The sequence below is a fragment of the Mesorhizobium sp. M5C.F.Cr.IN.023.01.1.1 genome (assembly GCF_003997585.1).
GTDB lineage: Bacteria > Pseudomonadota > Alphaproteobacteria > Rhizobiales > Rhizobiaceae > Mesorhizobium > Mesorhizobium wenxiniae.
Map to the genome: position 1 here is coordinate 1 of NZ_RZSU01000149.1, position 12,849 is coordinate 12,849.

Genomic DNA, 12,849 nt, shown 5'->3' on the forward strand with positions numbered 1-12,849 from the left:
TCAATATACCCTAATCGGGATCCGGCTTGCGGGTCTTGCGCCCGGATCTAGCCAGGCGTTTCGTCTCGGCCGCGGCTTCGGCCGCCGCGCGCTCCTTCTCGGCGAATTCAGCCTCGATCTGGTCGTCGTCGATCGGCCACGCCTCGTGCTTCTTGGTCTCGACGACGGCGCGCGGCGCCGATGGAATTTCGATATGCTGGTCGGCGAAAACATCGAGGACAGCAAACCGGATGTCGTTCTGCACGATGTTGCCATTCATGACGTCGGCCAGGAACACACGGATTTCGAATTCGAGAGCGGCCGGCCCGAAATTGGTGAACAGCACGAAGGGTTCGGGATTCTTCAGCACCAGTGGATGGCCGCGCGCAATCTCCAACAGCGTAGCATGGGCCTGCTTGACGTCGCTGCCGTAGGCGACGCCGACCTTGATGTCGATTCGACCGAGCTTGTTGCGGTGCGTCCAGTTGCCGACGGCATTGTTGATCAGGTTTGAATTGGGCAGGATCACCGACTGCCGCTGGAACGTCTCGATCTCGGTAGCCCGCACACTGATCTTCTTGACCGTGCCGCTGATGTCACCGGCGACGATCCAGTCGCCGACCTTGAACGGCCGCTCGGCCAAAAGAATCAGACCGGAGACGAAGTTGGAGACGACATTCTGCAGGCCAAAGCCGATACCGAGGGACAGGGCGCCGGCGACAAGCGCCAGATTGGAGAGATCGATGCCCGCCGCCGAGACGCCGACGAGTGCTGCGAGCGCCACGCCGGCATAGCCGACCGCCAGCCGGATTGAGTTTCGCACGCCGGTGTCGACTTTACCGCGCGCCATCACGGAGCCGTCGAGCCAGCCCTGGAACCAGCGCGTCAGGAAATAGCCGATGATGAAGACAATGATGCCGGTCAGGATGCCGGTCACCGAGATCGTCACCGAGCCGATGGTGAGGCCCGTCGCCAGCTTGTAGCCCCAGGCCTGGATGTCGCCGGGCTGGAAGCCCCACATCAACAGGATCAGCGGCAGGAACACCAGCACGATCATCAGGTTGATGGCGACGCTGACGACCAGGCCGAGCTGGTCGAGCGCGGACTCCTCATAACTGGAATTGGTCGATAGCCAGCGCCCGATCGATGTGTTGGCAAAGCCGCCTTCCTCGCTGATCGCCCGCGCCGACAGGAAGCCGATATAGGCGGTGACCAGAATCGTGCCGGTGACCACGACTTGCAGCGAGACGAAGATGGCAAGGCCGATATAGCCGAGCAGCGCAGTGGCAATAGTGAAAAGGCCGATCGCGACCGCCGTGTAGCGCAGCCACGCCGGCCAGGGACGCCAGCTTCCGTCGGCAGCCTTGAACGGTTTCAGCAGCCCCATCAGGATCAGGATGACGCCGACGATGATGGTGGCGACAAAACTTCTGGCGATGGTCAGCGACAGCGGCGAGCCCATTTTGTCGTTGACGACCGACAGGAAATTGTTGACGCCGATCACCACCGCCATGGCGGTCGTCAGCCGCACCAGCCAACGTGCCGGGCCGGTTTCAACGGGGATGAGCCTCCAGTTCGGCAGCCGCGGCTCCAGCGCCGCATTGGCCAGCCGGTTAACGCAGAACACCACCGCGATGACCCCGACCAGCGCATTCAGGAAAACGCCAATGTCGCCGCGCAACACGTTATAGTAGTTGAAAAAGAACACGGTCGAGACGAGGAAGACGCCGACCGCCAGCGTCGGCAGCAATGTCGACCAGAACGCCACCGACAGCCGGCTGAGATAGGACGGATCCTCGACGGAAGGGTCTGCTTCGAAGACACGCCCGAACAGACGCCGTCCACCGATAAAAAGCACCGCCGCCAGGGAAAGCGCCATTAAGGTCGCGGCCAGCACAGCCTGGAACTTGAACTTGAAGGCGAACGTCAGCCAGGACGACACCGCTTTGTAGAAGCCGCTAAATTCACCGTTAGCATCGGAAATGACCTCAGGGCTCAGAGCGTCGGACAGTACATAGCGCTTGGTGAGCAGATTGCGAAACAGCTCGCTGCGCATATTGGCGATCTTGGCGATGAGGCCGCTGATGCGGATCGAGAGGTTTTGCGCCGCGGCGATGACAGCATTGATCTCAGCCTTTTCGGACGCCAGCGCCTGGCGTTCGCTGGTCACGATATCGGGTTCGGGTGGCTGGCCCGCGGCCGGCGCCGCCCCGAGCTGATCGAGCCTTGCGTTGATCTCCGAAAGGCGCGGGCGGAAGGCAAGCGCGCTGTTCAGCGCACCTCGCGACATTTCCTCGAGCTGCAGGCGGATATCGACAAGGCTTGCGTCGTCGTCACCGTCCTCCTGGATTTTCTTTTCGAGATTGTCGGTCCTCGTCGTCAGGTCCTGCAGGATTTTCTGCTGGTCGGCGACCACCCCGGACGCAGCCTGGTCAAGCCCCTGCGCCGCCGCATCAAGCGAAAGCGGCGCCCAGGCAACGATCGCCAGGACCAGAACGAAGCGGAGCAGTCGGAAAAGCATGATCGTTTGGCGACTCACAGGCGGTAAGGCGTTCTAAAGCTCGTCCTTGATAAAGACGCTCATACCGGGGAGCAAGCCGTCCGCTCTGTCCGGCGGTCTCGGCGTCGGCCAGTCGAAAAGCGATGGCGCAATATTGGCTTTGCGGCAGCGGCCTGCTCTATAGTGTGCCGCATCGCCCAAAACGGATGACAAAAAGCCAGAACGGATAACAAAAAGAATGGCGGAATATTCGGCCTTCTCGCTTCTCAAAAACGCGCTGACCGGCAACAAGGACTGGAAACCGGCCTGGCGCAAGCCGGACCCGAAGGCGTCCTATGACGTGATTGTCATCGGCGGCGGCGGCCACGGCCTGTCGACCGCCTATTATCTCGCCAAGGAGCACGGCATCACCAATGTCGCGGTGCTGGAAAAAGGCTGGCTCGGATCCGGCAATGTCGGCCGCAACACGACGGCCGTCCGCTCCAATTACCTGCTGCCTGCCAACACCCGCTTCTACGAACATTCGATGAAGCTGTGGGAGAACCTCTCGCACGACCTCAACTACAACGTCATGTTCTCGCAGCGCGGCTGCCTGAACCTGGCGCATACGCCTGCCCAGCTCGACGATCTTGCCCGGCGTGGCAACGCCATGCGCCATCTCGGCGTCGACGCCGAACTGATGACCACGGCGGAAATCGCCCGCCTGATACCTGCGCTGGACGTCTCGGGGGCGGCTCGCTTCCCAGTCGTCGGCGGGCTGATGCAGCCGCGTGCCGGCACCGCCCGCCACGATGCCGTCGCCTGGGGCTATGCGCGCGGCGCCGACCGTCGCGGCGTCGACATCATCGAGAATTGCGAGGTCACCGGCTTCCTGCGTGAAGGCGACCGCATCACCGGCGTGTCGACGTCGCGTGGTGAGATCCGTGCCAAGAAGGTGGCGGTCGCGGTGGCCGGCAGCACCGGACGGGTCATGCAGCTTGCCGGCATCGAGACGATGCCCATCGAGAGCCATGTGCTGCAGGCCTTCGTGACGGAATCGCTGAAGCCGTTCGTCGACACCGTCCTTACCTTCGGCATGGGCCATTTCTACATGTCGCAGTCAGACAAGGGCGGCCTCGTCTATGGCGGCGATCTCGACGGCTATAACAGCTACGCCCAGCGCGGCAGTTTGCCCATCGTCGACGAAGTGATGAGCGAGATGCTGGCACTGTTTCCGGGTCTCGCCCGCGTCCGCATGCTGCGCTCGTGGGGCGGCGTCTGCGACATGTCGATGGACGGTTCGCCCATCATCACCACCGGTCCGCTGCCTGGCATGTATCTCAACTGCGGCTGGTGCTACGGCGGCTTCAAGGCGACGCCGGCCTCCGGCTGGTGCTTTGCCTGGACCATCGCCAAGGATGAACCGCACGACTTCAACGCGCCCTTCACGCTCGATCGCTTCCATCGCGGCCTGGTGATCGACGACAAGGGCCAGGGCGCGACGCCGCGGCTGCATTAGACCATGTCCCCGAACCGTAGGTCAGCAGAAAGTGGAAATCGGTTTTCGGACAAAATCATGGTCAAACAAGAAGATACAGTTCCATGCTGATTACCTGCCCCTATTGCGGCCCGCGCGACGTCATCGAGTTCACCTATCAGGGCGATGGCAACCGCGAGCGCCCTCAGCCTGCCTCGCAGAACCTCGATGCCTGGAACGCCTATGTCTATGACCGGTTGAACCCGGCGGGCGACCACAACGAGATCTGGCAGCATTCCGGCGGCTGCCGCGCCCACCTCAGGGTCGTGCGCAATACGCTGACACACGAGATCTCCAGCGTCGCCTTGGCCCGCGGCGACCACAAATCCGCCGCGCGGCACAAGGCGGAGGGCAAGCCATGAGCCCGCGCCGCACCGATGCCGGCGGCCGGATCGACCGGCTGCGAACCATCCGGTTCACCTTCGACGGTACGCCCTACACCGGCCATGCCGGCGACACGCTTGCCTCAGCGCTGCTGGCCAACGGCGTTACCCTGTTCGGGCGCTCGTTCAAATATCACCGCCCTCGCGGCGTACTCACCGCTGGCGTCGAGGAGCCGAATGCCCTGGTGACGGTACTGCAGGGCGAGGTTCGCGAGCCCAACATTGCCGCCACCATGATCGAGATCTATGACGGGCTGACGGCCGTCAGCCAGAACCGCTTTCCATCGCTGTCCTGGGATGTCAGCGCCGCCAACCAGCTCGGCGGCAAGCTTCTGTCCGCCGGCTTCTATTACAAGACCTTCATGGGACCCGCGATCGGCCCGCTGAAGAGCACGCGTTTCTGGATGTTCTGCGAGCATTTCATCCGCCGCGCCGCCGGTCTTGGCCGCGCCGGAACTGCTCCCGACACGGCGCGCTACGAGCGCATGAACGCTTTCTGCGATGTGCTGGTGGTCGGCTCCGGTCCGGCCGGGCTGATGGCCGCCAGGGCAGCAGCCGATCAGGGCGCGCGTGTCATCCTCAGCGAGCTCGAACCGCATTTCGGCGGCTCGGCCAACTGGTCGGGCGAGACGATCGACGGCATGCCGGCCGCCGACTGGGCGGCGCGGGCCGCCGGCCAGCTCGAAGGCTATGCCAATGTCCGCCTGCTGCCGCGCACCACGGTCTGGGGCTACTACGATGGCAACACGCTCGCCGCGCTCGAACGGGTCACCGATCACAAGGAGAGGCCCGGCAAGGGCGAACCGCGCCATCGCTACTGGACCATCCGCGCCAAATCGGTGGTGCTGGCCACCGGCTCCTTCGAGCGGCCGCTGGTGTTTCCGGGCAACGACCGGCCGGGTGTGATGCTGGCGCATGCCGCCGAGCGCTACGCCAACGAGTACGGCGTGCTGCCGGGCAACAGGATCGCGCTCTTCACCAACAATGACAGCGCCTATCGCTCCGCCCTTGCGCTGAAAAAGGCCGGTGCGGCGATCGTCGCCATCGTCGACGTGCGGCCGGAGCTTTCGAGCGAGATGCGCGAGCTCGCCGACGAAGTGGAGGCCAAGAACCTTTCCGCTCACGCCGTGGTCGCCACCGAAGGCGGCAAGGCGTTGTCCGGCATCAAGGTGCAGCGCTTCGACATGGTCAACGGCGCGCTTGCCGGCGATCCGCGCAGCATTCAAGCCGACTGCCTGCTGATGTCGGGAGGCTGGTCGCCGACCATCCATCTGGCCAGCCAGGCCGGCGCCAAGGCGGAATGGAATGCCGCCAGACAAGCCTTCCTACCACCGAAAGCGACGCAGCGATGGATTGGCGCCGGCGCCTTCACCGGCAGCTTTTCCACCGCCGAGGCAATCGCCGAAGGCCGCGCTGCCGGCCTTTCCGCGGCGGGTGGAACGGGCACGCCAGCGGCCTTGCCGGTCATCGAAGCCGCACCCGGCGATCCCGATCCGGCGCCGGTGTTCGAGATCAGGGCCGACGGAAAAAGCTTCGTCGATTTCCAGCACGATGTGACCGCCGAGGATGTGCGGCTTGCGCATCGCGAAGGCTTCATCTCGGTCGAGCATCTGAAGCGTTACACCACGCTCGGCATGGCGACCGACCAGGGCAAGAGCTCCAACGTACCCGGTCTCGCCATCATGGCCGAAGCGTTGGGCAAGCCGATTCCTGAGGTCGGTACGACCCGTTTTCGTCCGCCCTTTTCGGCCGTGTCGATCGGCTCGCTGGCCGCCGAACGGTTCGGCGACCTGAGGCCCGAACGGCTGACGCCGATGCATGACTGGCACGTCGCCAACGGCGCGACCATGTATTCAGCCGGTCTCTGGTATCGCCCGATGATCTATGGCCATCCCGGCGAGACGATCGAGCAGGCCTATGTGCGCGAAGCCAGGGCGACGCGCGAGAGCGCCGGCATCGTCGACGTCTCGACGCTGGGCAAGATCGCCGTGCAGGGTCCGGACGCGGCGGAATTCCTCGACCGGGTCTATACCAACATGTTCTCGACGCTGGCCGTCGGCAAGGCCCGCTACGGGCTGATGCTGCGCGAGGACGGCCTCGCCTTCGACGACGGCACGACATGGCGGCTCGGCGAACAGGACTTCTTGATGACCACCACCACGGCCAATGCCGGCAAGGTGATGCAGCACCTGGAATATTTCCTCGACGTCATCTGGCCGGAGCTGAAGGTCCACGTGACCTCGGTGACCGACCAATGGGCGGGTGCGGCGATCGGCGGGCCAAAGGCGCGAACCATTCTTGCTGCTTGCGTAACCGGCACTGCCGTCGACAACGCTGCACTGCCCTTCATGGGCATGGTGCATGGCAAGATATCAGGCGTGCCGGTGATGATCTGCCGGCTTTCCTTCTCCGGCGAAATGGCCTTCGAAGTTTACTCCGGCGCAGGCTACGGCACCCATGTCTGGGAAGCGTTGATCGAAGCCGGCAAGCCGTTCGGACTGGTGACTTACGGGCTTGAGGCGCTGGGCACGATGCGCATCGAGAAAGGCCACGTCACCGGCGCCGAGATCGACGGCCGTACCACGGCGCGCGACCTGCATCTCGACTGGATGCTGTCCAAGAAGAAGCCCTTCATCGGCTCGGCTATGATGGATCGCGAGGGCCTGATCGCACCCGGCCGTCTGGAACTTGTCGGGCTGATTTCGCTGGCCAACCAGCCGCTCACCGGCGGCGCGCACATCGTCGAGGCGCTTGACGAAGCCAATCCGCACGATTCCATTGGCCACATCACCGCTTGCTGCTATTCGCCGGCGCTCGGCAAGTACATCGCGCTCGCTTTGGTCAAGGACGGCAAGGCACGGCGCGGCACACGCGCCCATATCTCCGATCCCCTGCGCAACCGGTTCGGCCCGGTCGAGATCGTCTCCAACCACTTCTTTGATCCGGACGGGAGCCGCATGCATGGTTGAGCGCCAATCACCGCTTGAGCCGGCACCGCTTGAGCCGGAACTGCGCACCGGCTCGCACGGCGATTTCGAACACGGCATCGATGTCATCCTCTCCGAAACCAGGCCGGGGTCGATCCTGCAGCTCGCTGCTTGGCCGGGCCAGGAGAAGGAGTTGATCGCCGGTATCCGCACCGTGACCGGCCTTGCTCTGCCCGATGGCGCCGGCGCCGGCAGCACCGACGGCGTGAGATCGGTGTTCGGCTTTGCGCCGGGAAAATTCACTGTGGTCGATGAGGCCGAAAGCCTGGCATCGGCCTTTGCCAATGTCGTCACCCCGGCGATCGGCACGGTGACCGACCTGTCGCATGGCCGCACCGCGATCCGCATCGCCGGACCGAAGGCCGAATGGGTGCTGGCAAAATTCTTCGCCATCGACTTCGCGCTGCCGGCCTTCCCGGTCGGTGCCGGCCGCTCGACCATGCATCATGACGTCTTCGCCCAGATCCAGCGCACCGGCGCCGACCAATTCGACGTCTATGTATTCCGCTCGTTTGCGCGCTCGTTCTGGAAGGCGCTCTGTCACGCCAGCGAGGAAGTGGGTTACGAGGTACAGTAGGCCGATACGGCGTATCGTCACCTCACGTGGCGCCACCTCATGGGGCGAACGTCACCCATTCTTCCAGCGGCGCGCGGTCGGTGCGGAACTCGTTTTCGGGCTTGGATGTATCCTCGTGGCCGAGCGCCATGCCGCAGACGACGATCTCCTCGTCTGGAATGTTGAGCACCGGCCTGATCTGCTTGTGATAGGGTGCAAAGGCCGCCTGCGGGCAGGTGTGCAGGCCCCTGCCCCGTGCCGCCACCATGATGTTCTGCAGGAACATGCCGTAATCGATCCACGACCCCTTGTTCAGCCGCCGATCGACGGTGAAGATCATGCCGACCGGCGCGTCGAAGAAGACGAAATTACGGTCGTGCTGCGCGCGCATCCTGTCCACCTCGCGACGGCCGATGCCGAGCACGCTGTAGAGGCCGAAGCCGTTCGCCCGTCGCCGGGTGAGATAGGGTTCGAAGAACTGGTCGGGATAGTAGCGATACTCGTCCCACTCGGCCTTTTCGGCGCGGATGCCGGAATTGAGAATGGCGTCGGTGATCCGCTGCTTGACCTCGCCCTTGGTCACGTAGACCCGCCAGGGCTGCATGTTGGTGCCCGAAGGGGCGCGAGCGGCAACGGCGAGAATGGCGCGGATCGTCTCGTCGTCGACCATGTCGGGCAGAAAGGCCCGCACCGAGCGGCGCGACGTGATCGCCTCGTCGACGATCGCCGCATCATCTGTAATCTTAGTCCTGTTTTCCAGCATGGGCGTCCCTTTGCGCGTGACCCGGAAACCGGAATCGATTTCGGAACGGATCATGCGCCGTCCAGAAAATGAAAGAGCACCATTGCGGGTCCAATTTGACGCGTGGCGCTCTATCGTAAGCCTCGATCGGGCGCCCTCACTCGCCGGTCGTGGCCGAGCCTTTGCCTGAACCGCCAAAATGGCGCAAGCAAATCTTGTGGCCTCATGAAAATCCTCTTGATCTTTTCACGAACTTGACCTCTCATGAAATTTGCCTCGATTTTTTCACCAACGGGATTTTTTCAGCAAGAGAAATTTCATCAAGAGAAATGGCTTTGCCCTCAACCGCTGTCAGATCGGAGCAGGAAAACCGCGAACGGCTGCTGGCCGGCGATATCAGGGCGCTGCGCAGGGCGCGCGGACTGACGCTTGCCGAGATCGGCCTGAAGCTCGGCCGCTCGGTCGGCTGGGTCAGTCAGGTCGAGCGCGGCCTGTCGATACCATCGCTTAGCGATCTCAGGGCCTTCGCGGAATTGTTCGGCGTGCCGGTCAGCCTGTTCTTCAGCCACGATGTTCCCGTCGAGAACGAGCGCGGCGTGGTCGTGCGCGCCGGCAGCCGCCGCACGCTTGGTACAAGCGATTCCGGCCTGGTGGAGGAGCTTCTGTCGCCCGATCTCGGCGGTAGCTTCGAGATGCTGCGTTCGGTCTTCGCGCCGGGTGCTGAACTGAAGACCGAAGCGCGCCGGCCGACGGAGGAAGCCGGGTATGTTGCTTCCGGCAGCTTCGACATCGAGATATCAGGCGTCTGGCACCGGCTTGGTGAGGGTGACTCCTTTCGCTTCGACGGCAAGCCGTTCCGCTGGCGCAACCCTGGGGCGGAGCCAGCGGTAGTCATCTGGGTGGTTTCGCCACCTGTTTATTGAATGCATGTCGCCCAAAAGTGTGCAGCGGTTTTGGGATGACGACATGCTTCGAACAAAAAACTAAGCGCAACGCGCTTTAGGTTTGGAGAAAAACATGGCCGGTTTGCCGACCACGGCACGTGTGGTGATCATCGGAGGCGGTGTCGTCGGCGCCTCCTCGCTCTACCATCTCGCCAAGGCGGGCTGGACCGACTGCGTGCTCCTGGAAAAGAATGAGCTCACCTCCGGCTCGACCTGGCATGCGGCCGGCAACGTGCCGACCTTCTCCTCGTCATGGTCGCTGATGAACATGCAGCGCTATTCGACGGAGCTCTATCGCCGGCTGGCCGACGCGGTCGGCTATCCCATGAACTACCACGTCACCGGCTCGCTCAGGCTGGCCCATACAGCCGAGCGCATGCAGGAGTTCCAGCGCGCCAAGGGCATGGGCCGCTATCAGGGCATGGACATAGACGTGGTCGGGCTCGACGAGATCAAGCGCCGCTATCCGTTCATCGAAACGCATGAGCTGAAGGGCGCGCTCTACGATCCGAGCGACGGCGACATCGACCCGGCGCAGCTGACCCAGGCGCTGGCCAAGGGCGCCCGCGACATGGGTGCGAAGATCATTCGCTTCTGCCCGGTCACCGGCGTGCGCCGCGAGAAGGATGAATGGGTGGTCGAGACGGCGCAGGGCGAGATCCGCTGCGAGATCGTCGTCAATGCCGCCGGCTACCGCGCGGCTGAAGTCGGCAGGATGTTCGGGCGCGACGTGCCGATGATGGTGATGAGCCATCAATATATCCTGTTTGAGGAAATCCCCGAACTTGCCGCGTGGTCGAAGGAGCAAGGCAAGAAACTGCCGCTGCTGCGCGACGTCGACACCTCCTACTATCTGCGCCAGGAAAAGAACGGCATGAATCTTGGCCCCTATGAGCGCAATTGCCGTGCGCATTGGGTCGGCCACAACGACCCGATGCCCGACGATTTTTCCTTCCAGCTGTTCCCCGACGATCTCGACCGGCTGGAGGACTATCTGGCCGATGCAGTTGCCCGCGTGCCGATTCTCGGCACCGCCGGACTGTCCAAGGTCATCAACGGCCCGATCCCCTACGCGCCGGACGGCAACCCGCTGATCGGCCCGATGCCCGGCGTGCCCAACGCCTTCGAGGCCTGCGTCTTCACATTCGGCATCGCCCAAGGTGGTGGCGCCGGCAAGGTGGTGGCCGAATGGGTGACTGAGGGCCAGACCGAGTGGGACATGTGGTCCTGCGATCCGCGCCGCTTCACCAGCTTTGCCTCGGCCCCGGATTACTGCGTCGCCAAGGGCATGGAAATCTACGGCAACGAATACGCCATTCAGTTTCCGCGCCATGCCTGGCCGGCTGGGCGCGACCGCAAACTGTCGCCGATCTATGATCGCATTAAGGCGCTCGGCGCCTGCTTCGACGCCTATAATGGCTGGGAGCGCGCCACCTGGTACGCGCAAGCCGGCGACGAGGTTTCGGAAGCCGCAACGCTGACCTTCCGCCGTGACGGGCCGTGGCAGCATCGCGTCCGCGAAGAATGCCTCGCCGTGCGCGACGCCGCCGGCATTTTGGACCTGCCCGGCTTTTCCCGCTTCAACCTCGACGGCCCTGGCGCTGCGGAATGGCTGAGCCAGCAGGTTACGGGGCTGGTGCCGAAACCCGGCCGCATCGGCCTCGTCTATTTTGCCGACGACAAGGGCCGCATCGTCACCGAAATGTCGGTGGTGCGCCACGACGAGAATTTGATGACGCTGATCACCGCCGCCGTGGCGCAGTGGCACGATTTCGAATGGCTGAAATGGCGCATGCCGAAGGACGCTTCATTCAGGCTGGTAGATCGGACCGAGGACTACTCCACGCAGATCCTCGCCGGGCCGAATTCGCGAAAAATCCTCGCCGATGTCTGCGCCGCCGACCTTGCTCTGCCCTGGCTGACGCACCAGGAGACGACAGTCGCCGGCCGTTGGGCAAGGCTGGTGCGCGTGTCCTTCGCCGGTGAACTCGGCTGGGAAATCCACACCAAGGTCGACGACACCGCCGCCGTCTTCGATGCTGTCTGGGCGGCCGGCCAGAAGCACGGCCTGAAGCCGTTCGGCATGTATGCGCTGGATTCGCTGCGGCTCGAAAAAGGCTATCGCGCCTGGAAAGGCGACCTGTCAACCGACTATTCGATCCTGCAAGGCGGGCTGGAGCGTTTCGTCAAATGGGACAAGCCCGACTTCCGCGGCAAGGCGGCGCTACAGAACGAGAAGCAGCAGGGCGTCAAGAAACGCTTTGTCACGCTGATCATCGAAAACCCCGGCGACTGCGATGCGCCCACCATGTCGACGCTGTGGCATGACGGCCGGATAGTCGGCGAGACGACGTCCGGCGGCTGGGGTCATCGCATCGACAAATCGATCGCGCTCGGCATGCTGCGCGCCGATCTCACTGAGCCGGGAACCACGGTCGAGGTCGAGATCTTCGGCGAGCGCTTCAAAGCGATCGTGCAGAAGGACGAACCGCTGTGGGATCCAAAGAACGAGAGGTTGCGCGCGTGAAGTCGGTTATCCTCACTGACGGCGGCATGGGTCAGGAACTGGTACGCCGTAGCAAGTCCGACCCCACCCCGCTATGGTCGGCCAGGGTGCTGATCGACGAACCGGACCTGGTGCGCGACCTGCATGCGGAGTTCATCCGGGCGGGCGCCCGTGTCATCACCATCAACACCTATTCGGCAACACCCGAACGGCTGGCGCGGGAGGGCGCGGAAGAGCTGTTCAAGCCGCTGCAGAAGCGCGGCATGGAACTGGCAAGGCAAGCTCGCGACCAGGCCGGCGACGCGGCAATCGCCGGCTGCCTGTCGCCCCTGTTCGGCAGCTACGCGCCGGCACTGACGATATCCTTCCAGGATACGCTCGACATCTACCGCCGCATCGTTGCCGAGCAGGCTGACGGCGTCGATCTGTTCCTGTGCGAGACCATGGCGTCGGCCGATGAGGCGCGCGCGGCTGTCACCGCGGCGTCGGAAAGCGGCAAACCGGTGTGGGTGTCTTGGACACTTGCCGATCACGGCGCGCCACGACTGCGCAGCGGCGAAGCCATTGCGGCTGCGTCGAGCGCTCTCGAGGGGCTGCCGGTCGCAGCTAGACTGGTCAATTGCTGCAGGCCCGAAGCGATTGCTGCAGCGTTGCCCGAACTGATCTGCCTCGGCGGCCAGGTCGGCGCCTATGCCAACGGCTTCACCTCGATTGAGGCGCTCAAGCATGGCGGCAC

Annotated in this window: 9 protein-coding genes; 7 read left to right on the top strand and 2 right to left on the bottom strand. The window is 63.7% G+C overall.

Annotated elements, in window-relative coordinates:
* Positions 1-10: 10 nt before the first annotated feature.
* Complete coding sequence (locus EOA78_RS32350) at positions 11-2,500, bottom strand: mechanosensitive ion channel family protein (RefSeq protein ID WP_127319471.1); 2,490 nt, start codon at positions 2,498-2,500, stop codon at positions 11-13.
* Positions 2,501-2,717: 217 nt separating this feature from the next.
* On the opposite strand from EOA78_RS32350, the gene EOA78_RS32355 reads away from it, so the two are divergent.
* The 4 genes from EOA78_RS32355 (at position 2,718) to EOA78_RS32370 (ending at position 7,942) form a co-directional block, all read left to right on the top strand.
* Positions 2,718-3,977: a sarcosine oxidase subunit beta gene (locus tag EOA78_RS32355; protein WP_127319473.1), complete on the top strand. Its 1,260-nt coding sequence runs from the start codon at positions 2,718-2,720 to the stop codon at positions 3,975-3,977.
* An 83-nt stretch (positions 3,978-4,060) separates the two neighbouring features.
* Positions 4,061-4,357 carry a sarcosine oxidase subunit delta gene (locus tag EOA78_RS32360; RefSeq protein WP_127319475.1) on the top strand — a complete coding sequence of 99 codons (297 nt, stop codon included), beginning with the start codon at positions 4,061-4,063 and terminating at the stop codon, positions 4,355-4,357.
* Complete coding sequence (locus EOA78_RS32365) at positions 4,354-7,347, top strand: sarcosine oxidase subunit alpha (protein ID WP_127319477.1); 2,994 nt, start codon at positions 4,354-4,356, stop codon at positions 7,345-7,347. The genes EOA78_RS32360 and EOA78_RS32365 overlap by 4 nt, the downstream gene beginning before the upstream one ends.
* Complete coding sequence (locus tag EOA78_RS32370; RefSeq protein WP_127319479.1) at positions 7,340-7,942, top strand: sarcosine oxidase subunit gamma; 603 nt, start codon at positions 7,340-7,342, stop codon at positions 7,940-7,942. Before EOA78_RS32365 ends, EOA78_RS32370 begins: the two co-directional genes overlap by 8 nt.
* 37 nt (positions 7,943-7,979) lie before the next feature.
* On the opposite strand, the gene EOA78_RS32375 is transcribed toward EOA78_RS32370, so the two are convergent.
* Entirely contained in the window at positions 7,980-8,684 is a 705-nt protein-coding gene (locus EOA78_RS32375; protein ID WP_127319483.1) for a nitroreductase, read from the bottom strand.
* Positions 8,685-8,992: 308 nt separating this feature from the next.
* Here EOA78_RS32375 and EOA78_RS32380 point away from each other — a divergent pair, with 308 nt between their 5' ends.
* The 3 genes from EOA78_RS32380 to EOA78_RS32390 all read left to right on the top strand — a co-directional run.
* Positions 8,993-9,586 carry an XRE family transcriptional regulator gene (locus tag EOA78_RS32380; RefSeq protein ID WP_084831399.1) on the top strand — a complete coding sequence of 198 codons (594 nt, stop codon included), beginning with the start codon at positions 8,993-8,995 and terminating at the stop codon, positions 9,584-9,586.
* A gap of 94 nt (positions 9,587-9,680) precedes the next feature.
* Positions 9,681-12,134, top strand: coding sequence for an FAD-dependent oxidoreductase (locus EOA78_RS32385; RefSeq protein WP_127319481.1), 2,454 nt, complete (start codon positions 9,681-9,683; stop codon positions 12,132-12,134).
* Positions 12,131-12,849, top strand: a 719-nt coding sequence (locus EOA78_RS32390; protein ID WP_164784035.1) for a homocysteine S-methyltransferase family protein, incomplete at its 3' end; no start/stop codon positions are given. The genes EOA78_RS32385 and EOA78_RS32390, both read left to right, overlap by 4 nt.